The following is a 21,375-nucleotide window of genomic DNA, read 5'->3' on the forward strand; positions in this document are numbered from 1 at the left end:
TCATGCGTACGTAGTGTAGTTCTCCGAAATCCGCAACTGGACGTACATCAGTATCGCGACGAGGACGAACAGCACGACAGACTCCGCGGAGGCGAGTCCGAGGCTGCTGAACTCGAAGGCGTCGCGGTAGAGCTTGAAGATCAGCAGGTTCGTCACGCCGTCAGGCCCGCCGCTCGTCATCAAGTCGACCAGCGGGAACGTCGAGAAGAATGCGTAGATCGTGTCCATGACGACGAGGAACACGAGCGTCGGCGACATCAACGGCACGTAGACCCGATACAGCATCTTCAGGTGCCCAACGCCGTCGATTTCGGCAGATTCAGTCAACGCCTTCGGGATGTTGCTCAGCGCCGCCACCATGAAGATGATGTTGTAACCCAACTGCTTCCAGATGGCGGCCAGCGCCACTACCAGGAACGCCTGTGGCCCGTTCGTGAACCAGTCCAGTTCGATTCCGGTGACCAGTTCGAGATAGTGCGTGAAGATGCCCAGCGTCGGGTGCATGAGGAACAGGAGTACCGATGCGGCGACGGCCGTCGGAAGCGCATACGGCCAGACCGCGGCGATCAGGTACGTGGACGACCCGACGTCAACGTTGAAGAGCAGGTACGCGACCGTGAGGGAGATAACGAGCGTTCCGATGACGACGACGACGGCGAACAGGACCGAGATCGCGAAGCTTCGGTGATACGCCGCGGAGGTCGCGAGCGTCGCGTAGTTGTCGAGCCCGACGAAGGTCTTCTGTGCCCCCAACAGGATCGTTTGGGACAGGCTCAGCCGGAACGTCTTGAGACCGGGATAATAGAGGAACGCGGCGAGGATTGCGATCGTTGGCAACAGCAGGAGGAACGCCTGCCAATTCGACTCGTACGGTTTGTTGAAATCAGGCATTATCGTGACAAAGAACGGTGGTCAACGCGCCTTCACTGCCCGGCGATTACGAGACCTTATTCGCGTAGTTCTGGAGGATCTCGTCGGCGTCGCTCTTCATATCGCTCAGGGTGTCGTCGACGGTCTGGTCGTCGTTCTGAATCATGCTGACGTATCCCTCTTCGATGACCGACCGCACCTCGGGGAAGGGGCCCGCAAGTGCCCCGCTGGTCGCGGGCGTCGATTCGGTTTCGTTGAGCTGATCGATCGCCGTTCGGAAAGCCGGGTTCTCCTCGTAGAAGCCCTCGTCTTCGAGTTGGCTGATAGATTCCTTGCGGACCGGGAAGTAGCCGGTGCCTTTGTGCCAGGTGGCCTGCTGTTCGGGCTGGGTCATGTACAGGAGGAGCTCAGCCGTTGCCTGTTGCTGTGCATCGGAAAGCCCCTTGGGGACCCACAGCGAGGCACCCCCGATCGGCACCCCCGTCCGCTGGCCCTCGTAGCTCGGGAGGTACGCCGTGTCGAGCGTGAAGCCGTTGTCCTTCGCACCCTGCTGCATCGGGGCGATGCTCGACGTGGAGTAGATGATCATCCCGGTCTTCTGCGTTAAGAACGCTTGCTGGGCCTCGCTCCACGCCTCGATACCGGGGTTGAGGTACTGCCCCTCGTCGTAGAGGTTCGTCCACCACTCGAAGACGTTCTTGGCGGCGTCGCTCGTGAGGTAGCTCTCGGTGGCCCGGCCGCTCCGACCGTTGTCGTTATTGACGAGCACTTGGTCCTGCTCGGCCATCCACCCCTCGACGAACCACGAGTGGTTCGGGGCGGTGAGGCCCTTGTCGACCACGCCCTCACTCGTGAGTGTCTTCGAGGCGTCAAGGACCCCTTGGAACGTCTTCGGCGGGTCGTCGGGATTCAGCCCCGCCTCCTCGAAGGCATCGCGATTATACATCATAATCGAGTTGCTGGAGTTGAACGGCATCGAGTTCAACTTGCCGTCGACTCTGTAGAAATCCAGCACCGGGTCGAGGAAGTTGTCGAAGTTGATGCGGTCGCTCGGGATGATGTCCTCGACCGGAACGAACGCCTGGCTGTCGATCGCCAGCTGCGTCCCGATCTCGAAGATCTGTGAGAGCGCCGGCGGGTTGCCTGAGGAAACCGCGGACGTCGTCGCGTTAAGGTTGTCGCGGTAGCTGTTTCGCGAGGTGGTCTCAACGGTGATGCCGTCGGACTGCTCCTCGAAGTCGTTCACGATACCGTCGATGCGCTTGGCGAGGTCCCCGCCCATCGCGTGCCAGAACTGGATCGTGACGGACTGGTCACCGCTCGAACCGACAGTCGTACCCCCAGATCCACCGCCAGAATCACCGCCGCTGTCGTTGCCGCCTCGCCCGGAACAACCGGCGAGACCCGCGACGGTTGCTGCGCCTGCACCCTGGATAAACCTCCGCCTAGTATCACATCTCCTCATTCAACAAGACAGTTCACCAATTCCATCAAGAACTCTGCTATGAATGATACGTACCGAGGTGAAGAGGAGGGTGCCGCTATAAATCACTCCTATCTGCTATGTAGCTCGTCAGTCTCGCACCGCCGATAGCCACGTCACGGCACGCTACGTCCCCTTCACGGAGTCGGAGGAGACGTCGTACGCGACGTATGCCCTTCGACCAGCAGTGGTCGTTCTCGAGCTCGACACTCGCCTATGACGACTCAGGACACCCCTCTTCTGGACTGCGCAGTCTCCCGAAGAGACGGACCAACTCCTAGTCGGCTGGCGGTCGTACAGAACCGAGGAGAAAACCTGGCCACGTAGGCAAGTCGGCATCGAGTACCAGGTATCGTTCACTCAGACGTTCGTGAATCAGTCGGCCAGTCGAGTAGTCCCGGATAATCTGTGATGAGCCCGTCGGCTCCCAGTCGCCGGGCCGTCGCAGCGTGCTGCCAGTCTCTCACTGTCCAGACGTTACACGGACGGTCCAAAGAGCGCGTCGCGTCGGCGTCACGAAGCCCCGACAGCGACGGATGGATGGCGTCGGCGTCAAGGTGGCGGGCCATCCGGCGGGCGGCCGCGAAGTCGTCCGACAGGGGAGCCACCCGCGCGGTGGGTCGGTAGTCGCGAACGGCCTCAAGTGAACCCTCGTAGAACGAAGAGAATAGGACTGCGTTGTCGACGCCGGCGAGTACGTCGAGAACGCGGTCAACGAACGGGGCCCACACCTCCCGGCGGGCCCGGCGATGCTTCTGCTTCAGTGGTCCCGGGCAGAGGTCGTTGCGGCCGGGATTTTTGAGTTCGACGTTGAGTCCGACGCCGGCGGGGACGGCCGAAATAAAATCGGCGAGTGCGGGAACTGTCTGTCCGCTGTCGAGTACCGTCGCGCTCGTCACCGTCGTGGTGTCGGTCTCACAGACCCGCCCCGAGGCATCGGTGAGCCCTCGGCTCTCGCCAGCGTCATCGAGGCGGCTGTCGTGGAAGACGACTGGCGTGCCGTCGGCGGTAGCGACGACGTCGAACTCGATAGTGTCAGCACCGAGGGAAACCGCGTTCCGTGCCGCGGCAATGGTGTTCTCGGGAGCGACGCCAGCGAAGCCGCGGTGAGCAATTACCCGCATTCCAATCCTCTCAAGGCGGTGTCGGAAGCGGCCAGCGAATCGGGTCGATAGTCGGGGACTGCCGACGCGTCCGCGCCCCTGGTGACGTCGGGACGATAATCCGTACCGATACCCGGTTGGGTCTCACCGAGTAGACTTGCCGCTGCGATGTCGGCCGACGTGAGCGCGTCTGTGGGAACCCCGTCGACGCCGGCAACACGGAGACGCTCCGCGTGGTGCTCGGTCGTCTGTGTGGCCCGAGTTGTCACGCACACGGTCGGAACACTGACGGCCTCGAGCGCGTCGAGGCCGTTGAGGGCTCTCGAACGGTCCGTCCCGCCGGAGAGAGACGGTCTCGTCGAGATCGGGTCGCGTAGCTGCTGGGACATATCCGCTCACGTCTGGGGCAGTTCACGCCGTGTGTCGTCGTTCGGTGGTTCTCGTCGCGGTGAGTGCGCGTTCGACGCGGGTGCGGGCGTCGTGGATGCGTTCGCTCGTCGTCGCGGTCGCGGAGAGCACCGGGAACTGGACGTCGAGGTCGTCGTAGAGGAGGTCGCTCAGCGAGCAGTGGTCGTTCGCGTGCGGGAGGGTGGTGGCGGTGTGGAGGTCGCCGGACTGTCGGCTCGCCGCCAGCTGGTCGCACTGGCGGTCGAGCGCGGTCAGGTCGGCGCGGAGGCGGCGGAGTTCGTCCGGGTCGCAGTCGAAGAACGGGCGGGAGTCGATGGCGGCGACCTCCTCGCGGAGTTCGGCGAGCGTCTCGCCGGCGCGGGTGAGCGCGCGGTGTTCGCGGTCGAGCGTCGCGCGGACGCGCTGTCGGTTCTCGACGGCGGAGTCGACGGCGGCGAGGAGGCGTTCTCGCAGGATCGCGGGGAAGCCGCCGTCGCCGATGAGGCCGTGGGCGAGTTCCGGACCGAACTCGGCGGCGAGGCTCTCCGCGTACGTGTCGCCGTAGTCGGCGTCGTAGTGGGCGGTCGCCATGACGGTCTCTCGGTAGGCGTCTCGGACGGCGGCGAGCGCCGACTGTCCCGTGCTCTCGCTCCCGTCGAGCATCGTCGCTCGCGCGGCGGACCGCGAGGGCGTGACCGACTCACGGGATTTCGCGCCGTCGGGCGCGAGTCGGTCGACGCGCTTGCGGAACTGCGCGAACGCGTCGCGTTCCGCGTCGATGACTCCTCGTTCGTGCTCGACGCGGGCTTTCGCGGCGTCGACGACGTCCGTCTCGACGGTCCGAGCTCCGGATACCGTCTGGCGATTTGTCCCCATCCTCATGCTCCCTGCTCTCTCGGCGGGCTTGGAGTACCTTGCTAGGAGTAGTATATAGGTCGATTGAGGCCGCTATCGCACACCGTCGTCGACGCGCCACGCCACGCGACGCGGAGGTGCGGTCGAGTCCTCGAGCTTTCCCGTGTTAGTCCGCGTGTTCGTCGACGAGGGGGAACGCGGCGAGGCGGGCGGCGGCGATGGTCGTGAGCCCGCGCGACGTCGTCGAGTCGGCGGTGCGGCGCGCGTGGGCCATCGCGAGGTCGTCGGCGTCCGCGACGGGGACGAGCGCGATGGTCGTTCCCGTCTCGTCGACGTCGACGACGAGGTAGGACTGCGGGAACGAACACGTCGTCGGCGACATGACTTCTCGGACGCCGCGCATTCGCGCGGTGGAGGGGAGGTGGAGGTGGCCGGTGAGGAGGAGCGGGTGGTCGACGGCGGCGAGCGCGCCGAGGAAGGGGTCGACGTTCCGCGTCATCGGCGGCATGTGCATCTCGGGCTCGACGGCGTCGCGGTGGCGGCGGAGCTGGTCGCTCATCGCCGGGAGGTTGTGGTGCGTGAGGACGATGGGGTCGTCGACGCCGTCGAGCACGCCGTCGAGCCAGTCGAGCTGGTCGTCGTCGATTTCGCCGTCGTGGCTGTCGTAGAGTCGGTCGCGGCTCCCCGCGGAGTTCAACCCCACGATGTCGACGCCGCCGACGGTGACGTGGAAGGGGAGGTCGCCGTCGGCGTACCGGTCCGCGAACGACGCGACGGGAATCGTGTCGTGGTCGTCGCGTTCCTTCGGGACGTCGTGGTTGCCGGGGACGGCGTAGAGGGGCGCGTCGAGGTCGGCGAGGGCGGCGTCGACGGCGTCGTAGTTCCAGGGTTCGCCGTCCTTCGTCAGGTCGCCGGGGGAGAGCACGGCGTGGACGTCCCGGTCGTTGATGTCCGCGACGGCGGCGCGGAGGTGGGATTCGGTGTGCTCGAAGAGCTTCGACGTCCCCTCGCTCCGCGTGGCGACGTGGGGGTCGGAGACCACGGCGAACCGCGTCGGCGTCGCGGAGCGCGGGTGGTCGAGGCGCGCCATGAGGCTCCCGGTCGGCGGTACGGTCTCCTTCATGCGTCCTCCGGGAGGAAGTCGGCGGGGTCGTCGTGGCGGAACGCCGCGAGGTGCGTGCCGTCGAGGAGCGCGACGTGCGAGTACATCACCTCGCGCTCGTGGGCGGCGGCCGCGAGCGCGCTCGCGTCCGCGAGATTCACGGTGCCGACGAGGAGGACGGCGAGCCGCCGGTCGCGGTCGGTCACGCGCGTGACGATGAACTTGCTCGTTCCCTCCTGCCGGGAGAAGACGGCGTAGGCGTCGAAGGTTCCGCTATTGACGGCTCGCTCGACCCCGGCGGCGTCGTCGCCCTGCGCGAGGTAGACGAAGCCGAACCGGCCCGTGTCGCCGTGCCCGGGGGGCTCCGGGGCGACGTGGCCGGCGCGGACGGTGACGACCTCCCAGCCGTCCGCGCGCAGGTCGTCGGCCATCGTCGTCGCCTCTTCGAGCGTTCGCGCCCAGGCGTTCCCCGAGGCGCTCGTAGCGTTCGACATCACCAGAGGGTTCTCCCGACCGCACAAATACATTTCCACTAGTCTGATACTTTAGAGCCGACAGTAGGGCTATGTAGTGCTTGTGGGGGCTATGAGCGCCTCAATTCGGGTCATAGCAGTCTTCATACGTCGAAGCTAGTGATGGACGAGTGATGACTGGGGATTCGACTCGACGAGGCTTTCTCGCCGCCACCGGGGCGGGGGCGGTGACCGCGCTCGCCGGCTGCCAGAGCGGGCCGTCACAGGAGCCGGCGACGTCGACGGACAGCACGCAGACGAGCGACGAGGAGACGGAGACCACCGAAGGGACGACGTCAGCCGGTGGGACACTCCAGATGATGGCGTCCGGCTCCATCCAGACGCTCGACCCCATCAACGCGAAGGGGTCGGGCGCGGGCTACGACCAGTACGGCCGCTCCCTCATGGAGTTCCGGAACGGCCTCTACCCGCCGGAGGCCGCGCTCGCCGAGGACTACTCGATGTCCGACGACGGTCTCACCTACACCTTCCAGCTCAAACAGGGCGTCACGTTCCACGACGGATCCGAGTTCACCGCGCACGACGTCGTCTACTCGTGGGAGCGCCTCGCCGGCTCCGAGAACTCGCGGAACCGCGACGACATCATCGGCGAGACGATGACCATCGAGCACGAGAAGGACGCCGCTCGGACCGCGCCGGAGGACGAGGAGACGCTCGCCGACTACGTCCCCGGCTCCCTCGCCGTCGAAGCCGTCGACGACCACACGTTCCGCTTCACGCTCGCCTCCCCCTTCCAGTACGCGCTCTACCAGATCGCGGGCGGCGCGTTCGCCGTCCTCCCCGAGAACGCCGTCGGCGACGTCGAGGGCTACGACGGCCAGTACACGTACAACGAGTTCTTCAGCACGGCGAACGGCGGCCCGAAGTACGCCGGCCTCGGCCCCTACCAGGTTGACTCGTGGACGAAAGGCGACCAGATCACGCTCACCGCGTTCGAGGATTACTACGGCGAGACTCCGAACCTCGACGGCGTCACGTACACGGTCGTCAGCAGCGGGAACACCCGCCTCCAGCGCTTCAAGAACCGGAACGCCGACATCCTGGAGTCGATGCCGACCGCCTCGTTCAACCCCGACAACGTGTCCATCGCGGAGACGAAGGGGAACCGCTCCGTCGGCACGTACACCTTCGACGACGGCACGGAGGTGAACTACGGCGAGATTCCCGCGCTCAGGACGGAGTACCTCGTCTTCAACACGCTCGAAGTCCCGCTCCCCGTCCGCCGCGCGTTCGCGTACGCGATGAACCAGCACGAGATCGCCGAGAACGTCTACAAGGGGAACGCGAAAGCGGGCTACCACATCACGCCGCCCGCGCCCTACCCGACCTTCGAGGAGGGCGTCTCCGGCACGGAGACCTACGACCGCCACGCCGAATCCGGCTACCAGTCAAACACGGCGTTCGGTGCCGACGGCTACCCCTACGGCTACGGCGAGACCCGCCTCGACGACGCGCGCGCCGTCATGGCGGACGCCGACTACGGTGAGAACAACCGCTTCTCCCTCACGGCGACGACCATCTCCGGGAACAGCGCGTACGCCTCCGTCTTCACGCGCCTCCAGGCGAAACTCCGCTCCGCCTACATCGACATCAGCATCGAGGAAGCCGAGTTCGGCACCATCATCAGCCGCGCGATCTCCGGCGACATGCAGGTGTTCGCGCTCGGCGACGGCATGGAGTACCCCGGCCCCCAGAACTTCCTTCGCTTCCTCTACGGCGACAGCCCCTCCGGGCAGTTCACCCGCTGGGGCGCGGAGGGGAGCTACTACACCGAGGAGTACCGCCAGACCGCGATGCAGGCGTGGGAGGAGAACTACGCCGCCGACGACGCCACCCAGCAGTCGAAGAACGAGGCGTTCCAGACCGTGGAGGAGATGAACTGGGCGTCCGTCCAGGAGCTCCCCACTGTCCACCCGACGAGCCAGCGCTTCTGGCACGACTACGTCGACGTCGAGATGTACGGCGTGATGGAGAACCAGACGTTCACGGACGCCACGCTCAGCCGGTAACCCCGGCCGAACGCCGCCGCGGCCGCCGACCGGCCGCACTACTCGCCTATCCAGCTATCTATGAGACGCACGGTGATTCGAACGCGATACCGACTCGCACAGACCGATGAGTAAGCTCGCCTACCTCGGCAAACGCGCCCTCCTGAGCGTCCCGGTCGTCTGGCTCGGCGCGTCCATGACGTGGTTCATCATCTTCATGGGCCCCGTCGACCCCGCGTCGCGACTGCTGAGCGAGGGGCAGGTGCGGAACCCCGCGGCCTACGAGGCCGCACAGACGCAACTCGGCCTCAATCAGCCGCCGTTCCAGCACTACCTCGACTGGATGACGAACCTCCTCTTCTTCGACCTCGGGCAGACGTGGCTGCTCTACCAGGGGTCGAGCGTGAACGCGCTCATCCTCGACTTCCTCCCGCGGACGCTCTGGCTCGGCTTCTGGTCCGTGCTCATCGCCGTCTGCATCGGCATCCCGCTCGGTTTCTTCGCCGGGATGCGGTCGAACACGTCGTCCGACTACCTCGCGTCCGTCGGCGGCATCGTCTGGCGCGCCATGCCGAACTTCTGGCTCGCCATCATGCTCCTCGCCGTCCTCAGCAACTCCCAGGCCATCGTCGGCGTCGACTGGCAGTCCCTCGGCGTCGACCTCGACGCGCTCACCGGCAGCCCGAACCTCGGCTACATGGCGGGCGACTGGCTCTCGCTCACCACCGGACCGATGGCGTTCTTCACGAACCCGGACGCGACGCTCGCCGCGATAAAGAAAGTCCTCCCGGCCGCGCTCGTCCTCGGCTCCGCCTCCATGGGGAACGAGATGCGAATCAGCCGCACCGCCGTGCTCGAAGTCCGGAACGAGGACTACGTCGACTTCGCGAAAGCCAAGGGCGTCTCCGACCGCGCCATCGTCTGGAAGCACGTCCTCCGGAACGCCCTCATCCCGCTCGTCCCCATCATCACGAGCGAGGCGTTCCTCCTCATCGGCGGGAGCGTCCTCGTCGAAACCGTCTTCGGCATCAACGGCATCGGGTCGCTCTTCTACCAGGCGGCGGTCCAGGGCGACCTCCCGCTCGTCGGCACGCTCATGTACGTCTTCATCCTCCTCATCGTCGGCGTCAACCTCGTGCAGGACCTCCTCTACACGATAATCGACCCGCGCGTCGGCCTGGAGGGGAACTGATGGCGAGCGACCACGCCCGGTCCGAATTCAGCGCGCTCTCCGCGGACGCCGCGACCGCGTGGGCCGCCGTCGGCGTCCTCCTCTTCGCGCTCGAAGCGGGCGCGGCCGCGAACTTCGCCGTCGGCTTCCTCGCGGACGCGCTCGCCGCCGCATCCCTCCCGGGGACCGCGTTCGTCGCCGGACTCGAACACGCGACCGCGCAGGTCCCGACCCTCCTCTCTCGCGAGCTCGTCCCGAACCAAGGGTACTGGAACGGCAGCCGGTGGGTCGGCACGTTCCTCGGCCTCCGCCCCGGCGTCGCCTGGGGCGTCCGCGTCGCCCTCGTCTACGCCTACGCCGCCTGCATCGGCGCGTGGGCCGTCATCGGCTACCGGCTCTACCGCCGCGAGTACCGCGTCGCCGACTGGACGCCCCGCGACGACGTCGTCGACCGCTTCCGCTCGCACGGCTGGGGGCTCTTCGGCCTCTTCGTCGTCTGCACGTTCGTCGTCATGGCCGTGTTCGCGCCGACGCTCGGCCCGACCACCGTCGACCAGAACATGCGGAACTCCTACTCCCACGAGATACAGTACTGGAACGCCGACGCGAACCAAGTCGACACCGTCCTCGTCGGCGAAGCGAATCTCGACTCGCAGTCCCGCGGCGACAACCCCCAGCGCGTCCTCCCGATGCAGTACGACGACTACGGCCGCTTCCACCCCTTCGGCACGCTCCCGACCGGCCGCGACCTCTTCACCTTCATCGTCGTCGGCTCCCGCATCTCGCTCGTCATCGGCCTGCTCTCCGTCGGCCTGAGCGCGAGCATCGCCGCCTCCCTCGCCCTCGTCGCCGCCTACTACAGAGACCGCGTCGACCTCGGCATGGTCCTCGTCTCCGACGCCGTGATGGCGATGCCACAGCTTCTCTTGCTCATCATGCTCACCGCCGTCCTCTCCGGCACGTGGGTCGGGGGCATCTACAGCGGCGGGTTCGTCCTCGCGCTCATCTTCGCGTTCACCGGCTGGACGTACATGTGGCGGTCGCTCCGCGGCCCCGCCCTCCGGGTCGCCGAACGCCAGTGGGTGGACGCCGCGCGGAGCTTCGGCCAGCGCCCGCTCGCCGTCATGCGCAAACACATGCTCCCCTACATCACCGGCTACCTCCTCATCTACGGCTCGATGACGCTCGGCGGCGCGATCATCGCCATCGCCGGGCTCTCCTACCTCGGCCTCGGCGTCGCGCCGCCGACGCCCGAGTGGGGGCGCGCCATCAACCTCGGCCAGGACTACGTGAGCACGGGGTCGTGGCACATCTCCCTCATCCCCGGCCTCCTCATCACGCTCGTCGTCACGGGCTTCAACGCCCTCGGCGACGGCGTCCGCGACGCCATCGACCCGCGCTCCGACGCGGCGACCGACGGCGCGGCCGGCGGCCGCGGAGGTGGCGCGTGACCGACCCGCTCCTCTCCGTCGACGACCTCCACGTCGTCTTCCACACGGAGCGCGAAACCATCCACGCCGTCGACGGCGTCTCCTTCGACGTCCACGCCGGGGAGACCGTCGGGCTCGTCGGCGAATCCGGCAGCGGGAAGTCCGTCACGGCCCGCGCCATCCTCGGCCTCGTCGACGGCCCCGGCCGCATCGAGGCCGGCCGCATCGACTTCCGCGGCGACGACCTCACCGACGACAACTGGGACCGCCACCGCGGCGACATCTCCATCGTCTTCCAGGACCCCGGGAGCGCCCTCAACCCCGTCTACACGGTCGGGAACCAGATTACGGAGGCGCTCCGCATCCACCAGGGCCTCCGCGGGCGCGCCGCGACCGAGCGCGCCGTCGACCTCCTCGAAGCCGTCGGCATCCCGGACGCCGCCCGCCGCGTGAACGAGTACCCACACCAGCTCTCCGGCGGCCAACAGCAGCGCGCCGTCATCGCCACCGCGCTCGCCTGCGACCCCGACCTCCTCGTCTGCGACGAACCCACGACCGCGCTCGACGTCACCATCCAGGCGCAGATACTCGACCTCCTCCAGGACCTCCAGGACGAACAGGACCTCGCCGTGCTCTTCATCACGCACGACATGGGCGTCATCGAGGACGCCACGGACCGCGTGAACGTCATCTACGCGGGCGAAATCGTCGAGCGCGCACCGACCCGCACGCTCTTCGACGACCCCGCCCACCCCTACACGCGCGCCCTCCTCCAGAGCATCCCCGGACGCACGCCGCCCGACCAGCGCCTCCCGGCCATCGACGGCGAAGTCCCCACGCCCACCGCGCCCGCGCAGTCCTGCCGGTTCGCGCCGCGCTGCCCCGACGCCTTCCCGGACTGCCACGCCGTCGCCCCCGCCCACGTCGCGCTCGGCGACGCCGCCGCCGAACGCTCCGCCACTGACCGCTCTGCCGCCGACTCCTCCTCCGCTGGACGTTCTGCCGCCTGCCTCCTCCACGACCCCGACTACACCGACGGAGGTGACACCTGATGACACCCGAACCAGACACGACCCCCGAACCAGACACAACTTCCGAACCGAGTACGACTCCCCGATTCGGCACGGAATCCGAGGCGACACCGGCCACGGAATCCGACGTCGCCCGCGAACCGGCCCAGCCGGTCGTCTCCGTCGACGGTCTGCGGACGTACTACGACGAGGACTCTCTCCTCTCGCGGAGCCCGCCGGTGAAGGCCGTCGACGGCGTCTCCCTCGACATCTACCCGGGCGAGACGCTCGGGCTCGTCGGCGAGTCCGGCTGCGGGAAGACGACGCTCGGCCGGACGATTCTCGGCCTCGAAGACGCCACCGACGGAACCATCACCGCCGGCGGCCGCGACGTCACCGCCCTCGCCGGCGCGGAGAAACGCGCGTGGCAGCGCCGCGTCAGCATGGTCTTCCAAGACCCACAGGAGAGCCTGAACGACCGGATGACGGTCGGTGAAATCATCCGCGAACCCCTCGAAACGCACGACTGGCCGTTCCTCCGCGTCGCGGTCGACCACGCCGACGCGACGGTTTCGGGGGCCGCCGTCACGCCCGCTGACGGCGACCGGGCCGACATCACCGTCTCACTCGCCGACGGCGCACCGACCGTGTCCGTCCGCGACGCAATCCCCCTCGACGCCGCCGACGTCAGCGTCACCGCCGACACGACCGCGAGCGCGCCGGCCGTCGACGTCACCATCGCGCGCGGGAAGGACGACCTCCGGCGCGACCGCGCGTTCGCCCTCCTCGACCAGGTCGGCCTCGCCGAGGAACACTACTACCGCTACCCCCACCAGTTCTCCGGCGGGCAGCGCCAGCGCGTCGGCATCGCCCGCGCGCTCGCCCTCGAACCCGACTTCGTCGTCCTCGACGAGCCCGTGAGCGCGCTCGACGTCTCCGTACAGGCCCGCATCATCAACCTCTTAGAGGACCTCCAAGAGGCGTTCGGGCTCACCTACCTCTTCATCGCGCACGACCTCTCCGTCGTCCGCCACATCGCCGACCGCGTCGCCGTGATGTACCTCGGGAACATCGTCGAACTCGGCCCCACCGAGACCGTCTACGGCGACCCCGCTCACCCCTACACGGTCTCGCTCCTCTCCGCGATTCCCGGGAGCGCGTCCGGCTGGACGGGCGACCGCGTCACCCTCCGCGGGTCGCCGCCGAGCCCGCGCGACCCGCCCGCCGGCTGCCCGCTCGCCACCCGCTGCCCCGCGAAAATCCGCCCGGACGACTGGACGCTCCCCGAGGAGACGTGGCGCGCCATCGACGAGTTCCGCGCGGTCCTCCGCGTCCGCGCCCGCGGCGAGGCCTGGCCCGTCGCCGCCCTGAAGCGCGCCGTCGGCGCGAACGCGGCCGGCCAGTCGGTCGAGGAGACCGCCGCGGACCTCTTCGACGGCCACGACCTCCCCGCGGACGCCGCCGAGGTGGTCGACGACGCCGTCTCACTCGCCGAGCGCGGCCGGGACGCCGCGGCCGCCGCCCGCCTCCGCGAGGCCTTCGGCTCCCGCTGCGACGCCTCTCACCCGCCTCTCACCGAGCAGGGCGACGACCGGACGAGCGCGTGCTTCCGCCACGAACCCGACTACGTCGACGTCACGGACACCGTCGCCGAGCGCGACACCGACGGCTGAGCCGCAGTCGTGGCCGGCCAGCCGCACAGCGGCCGCTCACGAAGAGTTCACCGGCGTCGAGACAGAGCGGTCGCGGGTCGTCGACGGAGCCGGGTGTCCTTGGTGGTGAAGGCCGGCGCGAGAGAAGAACGCCGGCTGATGTCTGGGTCGACGTCGGGGACACCCGACGAGCGCGGGACCACACGATCCGTGGTCGTGACACACCCTCGCGCCCGGCTTATGATTGTTAGCTCTAGTCGTTAAATGTTTTCCAGAGTGTGCTGACAATCACATCGGGGAGTACACTGGCTCCGCTGAACGGCGTTTCATAGAACACCTGCGAATCACGAGAATCGGTTCCGTCGACGGCGCGTTCACCGTCAGACGCCCTCGCCGGGTCAGTCGTCGTCGAGGTAGTCTGCTTCCCAGTCACGGCGCGCTTCGAGCTCGCGGCGGCCGCGGCGCGTGAGCGAGTAGGAGTTCGTGCGCTCGTCGATCTTCCCCTTCTCCACCAACCCCTTCTCCACGACGGCGTCGAGGTTGGGGTAGAGGCGGCCGTGGTGGACTTCGGACTCGTAGTAACCTTCGAGTTCGTCCTTGAGGGCGAGGCCGTGGGGGTCGTCGAGGCCGCCGATGGCGTAGAGCAGGTCGCGTTGGAAGCCGGTCAGGTCGTGCATACTCGGACGACCGGTCGTACTGAGACGCACTTCAGCGTGCCGACTCAATCTGACCCGGGTCGACAGACGAGTCAATACCGATACGGCCCGGTTCGACGGACGGGCCGGTGTCGGGCGCTCACCGCTCGGCCGGCCGGGCTCACTCGGTGGCGTGGTGGTAGGGTTTCCGCGCGACGGTCTCTCGGAGGCCGGTGAGGGAGTCCGCGCCGGCGTCGTGGGCGGCTTCCATGACGGCGAAGACTTCGCGTCGGGAGATCTTCACGCCGGACTCGGTGAGCGCGTCCTCCGGGCGGGCTTTCAGCTCCCGGAGCGTGCCGACGCCGAGGAGGAAGGGGACGGACCACGCCGCGGTCTTGTTCCCGTGGGAGAGCGGCATCGACTCGAGGTAGGTCTGGGCGTCGTCGAGGAACGTCGCGGCGTGCGTGGCGGTCCGGTGGACGACGCTCGCCGCGGACTCGCGGGCCGCCGGGTCGACGACGGCCTCCTGGTCGATGCCTTCCTCCTCGAACCAGGTCGCCGGGAGGTAGACGTTGTTCTCCGACGTGTAGTCGTCGTAGGCGTCCTTCGAGACGTTGATGAGCTGGAGGAGGAGGCCGAACTCCTCGGCGGTCCCGTAGAGCGTCTCCGCGCGCTCCTCGGCGACGCCGCGTCGCGTCAGGAGGTTCGTGATGAGGATGCCGACCGTCCCCGCCGCGTAGTAGCAGTACTCTTCGAGCTCCGAGCGGTCGTCGAGCCGCAGACCGCCGGTGTCCGCGTGGCGTTCGACGAACATCGCCATCCCGTCCACCATCTCGCGGATCGGCGCGACGATGGCGTCACGGACGGGCTCGGGCTGCTCGGTGAACGTCGCCCACACGGTCGGGGCCGCGGCGACGACCGCCCAGTCCTCGTCGCGGTCCGCGGGCGCGGGCAGCCACTCCTCCGCCGCGGCGCGGAACTCCGTAATCGTCGTCTCCGAGTCGGGGTCGAGCGCCGCGTCGTACGTCCGCAGCAGCGCCGCCTGCTCCGCGGGCGGGATGTGGTTCGCGTCCTCGATGGTGTCCGCGACCCGGCAGAGGAGGTAGCCGAGGCAGACGTGGGACGCCATCGGCTCGTCGAGCACGTCGACGGTCAACGCGAACGTCCGCGACACGCCCTGCACCGCCTCGTGGCACCAGTCGAGGTCCGGCTCAGGCGACTCGACGGGGTTCATCCACTCGTCACCGTCCGAGTCGGGGGCGGGTCTCTCTCGGTCGTGCCGCTCGACGCGGCGTGACCGCTCGGCAGCGGGGACGCGACGGCAGTCGGTTCGAAGAGCGCACCGGTCATGCTAGCTATATCCGCGGGCACGTCGAAACATTCTTCGGTCGAGACCGCACCCGAACCGCCCGCCGGACGTTCATGTATCCTCCTCCGGTTCGCAGGTCGTGACGGTTTCCCACGCCACATACCGCCGCAGCATCACGGCCTCGACGACGCCTCTTCCGACTCTCCCCCCGGTGAGCACACCGACTTCGCGTCCATCGACGCGTTCTTCGCCCCCTCGACTGCCTCCACGCTCCGCTGACTCCCACCAAGCAGTCAGGCGAGTGATTCGTGGCTACAAGATAAATATGCGAGGGTGAAGTAACAGAACGTAACGATGGTCGACTCGTCGACGCCGAACGCCGCCCTCCCGAATCAGGTCGCGGGAGCGCAGTACGACTGGACGTTCTCCCCCGGGACCGCCGCGGAAGGCGGTGACTTCTCCGGCCGCATCCGCGAAACCGTCCGCCTCGAACGCAGCGCGTCTGTCGAACCGGGCCATATCGACGCTGACGCTCTGCTCGACGACGTTCGCTTAGAGCGCGGGTGGTCGGCGTCCAGAATCGACTCGGAGGCGGTCGAACTCACCCGCGACGTCCGCGTTCAGGAGACGGACACGCGGGCGCACTGCACGAATCTCTACCGGCGGTGGACGGACGCGCCGCCGGGGGCGTGGACGGTGGAGAACGCGTCCGTCGACACGCTCACGCGCGACGACGCGCCGCGCGACGGCCCTCAGAGCGGCCGCCAGCTGTAGACGTGGTTGAGCAGCCAGTACGTGACGATGCCGAGCCCGAGGCTCAGTGACCACGTCGCGACGGCGTACCGGCCGACGCGGGCGTGCGCGGTCCGTTCGAGTTCCTCGGGCGTGTGCGTGAGCCCGAGGACGACCGGGTGAACGACGAGCGGGACGGCGAGCGCGGAGAGGACGATGTGGACGGCGAGCATCACGAGGTAGAGCGGTCTGACGGCGCTCGCGTAGCCCGCGAGGAACTGGCCCTGCTGGATGACGAGTTCCTTCTCGAAGCCGCCGCCGACCTTCCAGAGGTAGAGCACGAGGAAGACGCCGATGAGGGCGACCGCGGTGAGCATCGACGCGCGGTGCGCGCGAACGCGGCGGTTTCGGATGCAGTAGTAGCCGACGAGGAGCGCGGTGAGCGCGCAGGTGTTCACCACGGCGATGGCGTCGGAGAACCGGAGCACCGTCTCGCGGCCGATGGCGGGGAACGGCACCAGCCCGCCGAACGACCCGAAGACGAGCGCGTAGCCGATGACGGAGAGCACGCCCGTGACGACGAGGGGGTTCTCCTTCGCGTAGCCGTCTGTGAGGGAGGCCATACGCGACGTTCGAACCGCGGGAAGTACTTTCCTTCGACTCCCGCCTCGGTGACCGCCTCCTCCCAAACGCTTTTGACTAACTGTTCAGTAAGCCCTAGTAACGATGTCCGACCCTCCCGACACCGACCCATCCGCGGAACCCGGCCGACGCGACACTGACCCGTCTGGCGAACCGGGTCAGAGCAACACTGGCTCGTCTGGCGAACCGGGTCAACGCACCCTCGACGCTCGCGTCGAGCGCGCGCTCGACGGCGTCCTCACGCCGAACCTCGCTGCCGTCCGTGCCGACGTTACGCCGACCGAGCGGTGGTTCGGCCGCCTCCTCCTCTGCGTTCACGACACCGCCGCCGGCTCGCCGACGCCGGCCGCGCGCGCCGGAGCCGCCGCCGTCGAACTCCTCAACGAGTACCACCGCGTCCGCAGCGGCCTCGTCGTCCAGCTCGACAACGCCGTCGCGCACTCTCTCAACTGGGACCACACCGACGCGCTCCTCGCCGGCGACGCCATCCACGCGACCGCCTACCGGACGCTCGACGACGCCGCGCTCGCGGACGCTATCGACACGCTCACCGACGCCTCCACGACGCTCACCCACGCGCTCGACACCCGCGTCTCCCGACCGCCGCCGCCCGGCGAACGCACCCCGCTCCTCGACGAGACGGTCGGCGTCCTCGGCCGCAGCGCGGCGCTCGTCGGCGCGTCCATCGCCGGCCTCGACGACGAGACTCGGAACGCCGTCGGCCGGTTCGGACGCGGCGTCTCCGTCGCCCGCGCCGGCCGCATCGCCGCCGACACCGACCCCGGCGCGGTCCGCGTCGTCCCGCCCGACACCGACCCCGACCGCCTCCGACAGTACGCCGCCGACGCCCTCGCCGACGCCGACGCGGCGCTCGACGCCCTCGCGGACGTGCTCGACACCGACCCGCTCCGCGCGTTCCTCGACGCGACCGTCCCCGACGCCGACAGCTGACGGTGGGTTTAACCGCCGGCCGGTCGGAGTGCGACCGTGCGACGCGAACTCCGATTCGCCGCCGGCGTGGCCCTCGGCGCGGGTGCGCTGGCCGTCTCTCTCTTCGCCGTCGGCCCCGGCGCGGTCCTCGACCGCGTGACCGCGATCGCCCTCCCGGCGGCCGCCGTCGTCTTCGCCGTCGTCCTCGTCGAAGCCACCGTCGACGGCCTCGGCGTCTGGGCGTCCGTCAGACCGCTCAACCGCGGCCTCACTCCCGGGCAGAGCGTGCAGTTCGCCTTCGCCGGTGACTTCTTCGACACCCTCAGCCCCGCCGGCCCCGTGAGCTCGGAACCGATTATGGCGCGCTTCTTCGGCGTCGCCACCGACACCTCCTACAGCGACGCGCTCGGCGTCCGCGGCGTCGCGAAGTACGTCAAATCCGCCGCGCAGGTCGCGCTGTCGCTCGTCCTCGTCGCCGTCTTCCTCCTCACTGGTCCCGCCCCGCGGGTCGTCGTCGCCACGTTCGCGGGCGCGGCCGTCGTCCTCGTCGTCGCCGCCGCCGCTCTCCTCGCCGCTCGCGCCTCCATCGCCGCCGCCGCGACCGCCCTTCTCGCGCCCGTCGTCCGCCGCGTCTCCGCGCTCTACCGCGACGACCCCCACGACCGCGACACCGTCGCCGCCGCCGTCGACCGCTTCTGGACGCGCGTCCTCGCCTTCCGCGACACCCCGCGCCTCCTCGGCCTCGTCGCCCTCGGCGGCGTCCTCGAACAGCTTCTCACCGCCACCGCACTCTGGGTCGCCCTCGCCGGGACCGGCACGCCCGCCGCGCTCCTCCCCATCGTCGCCATCGTCCCGCTCCCGCAGGCCGCGAGCGTCGTCCCTATCCCCGCCAGCCTCGGCGCGTACGACGTCCTCCTCGCCGGTGCGGTCGTCCTCATGACCGGCGTCCCCGCCGACGCCGCTGCCGCCGCCGTCCTCGTCGTCCGCACCTTCGGGCTCCTCACCGCCGTCGGCGGCGGCGGTCTCGCTACCGCATTCCTCCGCGGCTGGCGACCGGGCGCGTGACCGCCCAGAGGCGACGGTTCGAACGCGTTACGCGAGAGAATTCGTGCGGGCCGGCGGCCGACGGCGACGACGCGCCCGCGTTCTCGCCCGTCACTTCGTCCGTTCGGTCGCACGTTCCAGTGCGCCGCACCTCGCCTAATGCGAACTCCCGAACCGATACGGAAAACAATTCTTTTCTATATGAAAATATTGTCGCTCGGTATCGGGAAGAATACGTTGTTTAAGACGAGCAATCGGTATGTTTATGGCTATAACGCGAGATAGTTCGAACACACCGATGACTTGGTCAAATCAGGAGTGGTGGCCGGACTTACTGCGACTGGATATCCTCGACGACAACGCCGCGGAGCTCAACCCCTACGGCGAGGACTTCGACTACGCGGAAGAGTTCCAGAAGCTCGACCTGGACGAAGTGAAGGCGGACATCCAGGACGTCATGACGGACTCTCAGGAGTGGTGGCCGGCGGACTACGGCCACTACGGCCCGCTCTTCATCCGGATGGCGTGGCACAGCGCCGGGACGTACCGGACGCTCGACGGTCGGGCCGGCGCGGCCGGCGCGCTCCAGCGCCTCCCGCCGGAGAGTAGCTGGCCGGACAACGTCAACCTCGACAAGGCCCGCCGCGTCCTGCAACCGGTGAAGCTGAAGTACGGCCGGCAGCTCTCCTGGGGCGACCTCATCATCCTCGCGGGGAACGTCGCCCTCGAATCGATGGGCTTCGAGACGTACGGCTTCGGCGGCGGCCGCGTCGACGAGTACAAATCCAACGAGGCCGTCGAGTGGGGCCCCGAGACGGAGTGGGAGACGACCGACCCCGAGCGCTTCGAGGACGAGGAAGTCGGGAGCCTCAAAGACCCGCTCGCGAACACCGTGATGGGCCTCATCTACGTGAACCCCGAGGGCCCCTACGGCGAGCCCGACGTCGAGGGCTCCGCGGCGAACATCCGCGAGGAGTTCGACCGCATGGCGATGGACGACGAGGAGACCGTCGCGCTCATCGCCGGCGGCCACACCTTCGGGAAAGTCCACGGCGCTGACGACGAGACGGACGTCGGCCCCGAGCCGGAGGCCGCCCCGATGGAGCAGCAGGGCCTCGGCTGGGACCACGACTTCGAGAAAGCCGGCATGATTACGAGCGGCATCGAGGGACCGTGGAACTCCACGCCGACGATGTGGGACACGGGCTACATCGACAACCTCCTCGACTACGAGTGGGAGCCGCACAAGGGCCCCGGCGGCGCGTGGCAGTGGCAGCCGGCCACCGAGGAAGAGCGCGAAGACATCGAGAAGGCCCCGGACGCACAGGACTTCGACGAGTCCGAGGAGCCGATGATGCTGACGACGGACGTCGCCCTGAAGCGCGACGACGACTACCGCGAAATCCTCGAGGACTTCCAGGAGAACCCCGACCACTTCCAGGAGGCGTTCGCGCGGGCGTGGTTCAAGCTCATCCACCGCGACATGGGCCCGAAGGACCGCCTCCTCGGCCCCGAGGTCCCCGACGAGGAGTTCGTCTGGCAGGACCCGGTTCCGGACGCCGACTACGAGACCGTCGGCGCAGCGGAGGTCGCGGAGCTCGAAGACGCCATCCTCGACTCTGACCTCGACCGGACGGAGCGCGTGAAGACCGCGTGGGCGTCCGCGTCCACGTACCGCGACAGCGACAAGCGCGGCGGCGCGAACGGCGCGCGCATCCGCCTCGAACCGCAGCGTAACTGGGAGGCGAACGAGCCCGACGTGCTCGCCGACGTCCTCGACACCTACGAGGACATCCAGGCCGAGTTCAACGAGTCGCGCGACGACGACGTCCGCGTCTCGCTCGCCGACCTCATCGTCCTCGGCGGGAACATCGCCGTCGAGCAGGCCGCCGCGGACGCCGGCTACGACGTCGACGTTCCGTTCGAGCCGGGTCGCACGGACGCCTCCGCCGAGCAGACCGACTCCGACTCCTTCGAGCCCCTCGAACCGAAGGTCGACGGCTTCCGGAACTACATCGGCGACGGCGACTTCAACGACTTCTACGGCTCCCTCGAAGAGCGCATGGTCGACAAGGCGGAGCTCCTGAACCTCTCCGTGACCGAGATGACCGCGCTCGTCGGCGGGATGCGCGCGCTCGGCGCGACCTACGGCGACTCCGACCGCGGCGTCTTCACGGACGACCCCGGCGCGCTCACGAACGACTTCTTCGAGACCGTCCTCGACATGGACTACGAGTGGGAGCCGGTCGACGAGGACGCGGAAGTCTTCGAAGGCTTCGACCGCGCCACCGGCGAGAAGGCGTGGGAGGCCACCCGATTCGACCTCATCTTCGGCTCGAACGCCCGCCTCCGCGCCCACGCCGACGTCTACGGCGCAGAAGACGGCGAGGAAGACCTCGTCGAGGACTTCGTCGCCGCGTGGAGCAAGGTCATGCAGGCCGACCGCTTCGACCTCGAATAACGCCGAACCGGGTCCGCTCGGACCCCACACTCTCCTCT

General features: G+C 68.2%; 19 protein-coding genes. 9 read left to right on the forward strand and 10 right to left on the reverse strand.

The window, feature by feature from the left end; all coding sequences use genetic code 11:
- The 7 genes from IEY26_RS12615 to IEY26_RS12645 form a co-directional block, all read right to left on the reverse strand.
- A complete protein-coding gene (locus IEY26_RS12615) occupies positions 1-891 on the reverse strand; it encodes a carbohydrate ABC transporter permease (protein WP_188979456.1) in 891 nt (296 codons plus the stop codon).
- 46 nt (positions 892-937) lie between these two features.
- The gene (locus IEY26_RS12620) at positions 938-2,335 is read right to left on the reverse strand and encodes an ABC transporter substrate-binding protein (RefSeq protein ID WP_188979458.1); all 1,398 of its coding nucleotides are present in this window, start codon (positions 2,333-2,335) and stop codon (positions 938-940) included.
- A gap of 374 nt (positions 2,336-2,709) precedes the next feature.
- Positions 2,710-3,477, reverse strand: coding sequence for a glycerophosphodiester phosphodiesterase (locus IEY26_RS12625; RefSeq protein WP_188979460.1), 768 nt, complete (start codon positions 3,475-3,477; stop codon positions 2,710-2,712).
- Positions 3,468-3,845 carry an HAD family hydrolase gene (locus IEY26_RS12630; protein ID WP_188979462.1) on the reverse strand — a complete coding sequence of 126 codons (378 nt, stop codon included), beginning with the start codon at positions 3,843-3,845 and terminating at the stop codon, positions 3,468-3,470. The genes IEY26_RS12625 and IEY26_RS12630 overlap by 10 nt, the downstream gene beginning before the upstream one ends.
- A gap of 22 nt (positions 3,846-3,867) precedes the next feature.
- A complete protein-coding gene (locus IEY26_RS12635) occupies positions 3,868-4,719 on the reverse strand; it encodes a DUF7260 family protein (protein ID WP_188979464.1) in 852 nt (283 codons plus the stop codon).
- Between the two features lie 145 nt (positions 4,720-4,864).
- On the reverse strand, positions 4,865-5,821 hold the full coding sequence (locus tag IEY26_RS12640; protein WP_188979466.1) for a metallophosphoesterase family protein: 957 nt from the start codon (positions 5,819-5,821) through the stop codon (positions 4,865-4,867).
- Positions 5,818-6,294, reverse strand: coding sequence for a DUF7529 family protein (locus IEY26_RS12645; RefSeq protein WP_188979468.1), 477 nt, complete (start codon positions 6,292-6,294; stop codon positions 5,818-5,820). The genes IEY26_RS12640 and IEY26_RS12645 overlap by 4 nt, the downstream gene beginning before the upstream one ends.
- Before the next feature lie 152 nt (positions 6,295-6,446).
- On the opposite strand from IEY26_RS12645, the gene IEY26_RS12650 reads away from it, so the two are divergent.
- The 5 genes from IEY26_RS12650 to IEY26_RS12670 all read left to right on the forward strand — a co-directional run bounded on the left by IEY26_RS12650 (position 6,447) and on the right by IEY26_RS12670 (position 13,605).
- Complete coding sequence (locus IEY26_RS12650) at positions 6,447-8,342, forward strand: ABC transporter substrate-binding protein (protein WP_188979470.1); 1,896 nt, start codon at positions 6,447-6,449, stop codon at positions 8,340-8,342.
- A 106-nt stretch (positions 8,343-8,448) separates the two neighbouring features.
- Complete coding sequence (locus IEY26_RS12655; protein WP_188979472.1) at positions 8,449-9,513, forward strand: ABC transporter permease; 1,065 nt, start codon at positions 8,449-8,451, stop codon at positions 9,511-9,513.
- A complete protein-coding gene (locus tag IEY26_RS12660; protein WP_188979474.1) occupies positions 9,513-10,943 on the forward strand; it encodes an ABC transporter permease in 1,431 nt (476 codons plus the stop codon). The genes IEY26_RS12655 and IEY26_RS12660 overlap by 1 nt, the downstream gene beginning before the upstream one ends.
- Positions 10,940-11,974 carry an ABC transporter ATP-binding protein gene (locus IEY26_RS12665; protein ID WP_188979476.1) on the forward strand — a complete coding sequence of 345 codons (1,035 nt, stop codon included), beginning with the start codon at positions 10,940-10,942 and terminating at the stop codon, positions 11,972-11,974. The genes IEY26_RS12660 and IEY26_RS12665 overlap by 4 nt, the downstream gene beginning before the upstream one ends.
- Positions 11,974-13,605, forward strand: a complete 1,632-nt coding sequence (locus tag IEY26_RS12670) for an ABC transporter ATP-binding protein (protein ID WP_188979485.1) — start codon at positions 11,974-11,976, stop codon at positions 13,603-13,605. The genes IEY26_RS12665 and IEY26_RS12670 overlap by 1 nt, the downstream gene beginning before the upstream one ends.
- A gap of 377 nt (positions 13,606-13,982) precedes the next feature.
- Here the strand turns inward: IEY26_RS12670 and IEY26_RS12675 are convergent, their stop codons facing one another.
- Together IEY26_RS12675 and IEY26_RS12680 are read right to left on the reverse strand one after the other, a co-directional pair.
- Positions 13,983-14,261, reverse strand: a complete 279-nt coding sequence (locus tag IEY26_RS12675) for a helix-turn-helix transcriptional regulator (protein ID WP_188979487.1) — start codon at positions 14,259-14,261, stop codon at positions 13,983-13,985.
- 139 nt (positions 14,262-14,400) lie between these two features.
- Positions 14,401-15,453 (reverse strand): phytoene/squalene synthase family protein, encoded by a 1,053-nt coding sequence (locus tag IEY26_RS12680; protein WP_188979489.1) that lies wholly within the window; start codon positions 15,451-15,453, stop codon positions 14,401-14,403.
- A gap of 429 nt (positions 15,454-15,882) precedes the next feature.
- Here IEY26_RS12680 and IEY26_RS12685 point away from each other — a divergent pair, with 429 nt between their 5' ends.
- Entirely contained in the window at positions 15,883-16,302 is a 420-nt protein-coding gene (locus IEY26_RS12685) for a hypothetical protein (RefSeq protein WP_188979491.1), read from the forward strand.
- Here IEY26_RS12685 and IEY26_RS12690 read toward each other — a convergent pair.
- Complete coding sequence (locus tag IEY26_RS12690; RefSeq protein WP_188979493.1) at positions 16,281-16,883, reverse strand: DUF420 domain-containing protein; 603 nt, start codon at positions 16,881-16,883, stop codon at positions 16,281-16,283. The genes IEY26_RS12685 and IEY26_RS12690 overlap by 22 nt on opposite strands.
- Positions 16,884-16,986: 103 nt before the next feature.
- Between IEY26_RS12690 and IEY26_RS12695 the strand changes: the two genes are divergently transcribed.
- From IEY26_RS12695 to katG, 3 genes are all read left to right on the forward strand, one after another.
- Complete coding sequence (locus tag IEY26_RS12695; protein ID WP_188979495.1) at positions 16,987-17,853, forward strand: polyprenyl synthetase family protein; 867 nt, start codon at positions 16,987-16,989, stop codon at positions 17,851-17,853.
- Positions 17,854-17,889: 36 nt separating this feature from the next.
- Entirely contained in the window at positions 17,890-18,897 is a 1,008-nt protein-coding gene (locus IEY26_RS12700; protein WP_188979496.1) for a lysylphosphatidylglycerol synthase domain-containing protein, read from the forward strand.
- Positions 18,898-19,174: 277 nt separating this feature from the next.
- Positions 19,175-21,337, forward strand: a complete 2,163-nt coding sequence (katG, locus tag IEY26_RS12705) for a catalase/peroxidase HPI (RefSeq protein WP_188979497.1) — start codon at positions 19,175-19,177, stop codon at positions 21,335-21,337.
- Positions 21,338-21,375: the final 38 nt, after the last annotated feature.

Origin of the sequence: Halocalculus aciditolerans (genome assembly GCF_014647475.1) — an archaeon.
In the GTDB taxonomy this organism is placed as follows: Archaea; Halobacteriota; Halobacteria; order Halobacteriales; family Halobacteriaceae; genus Halocalculus; species Halocalculus aciditolerans.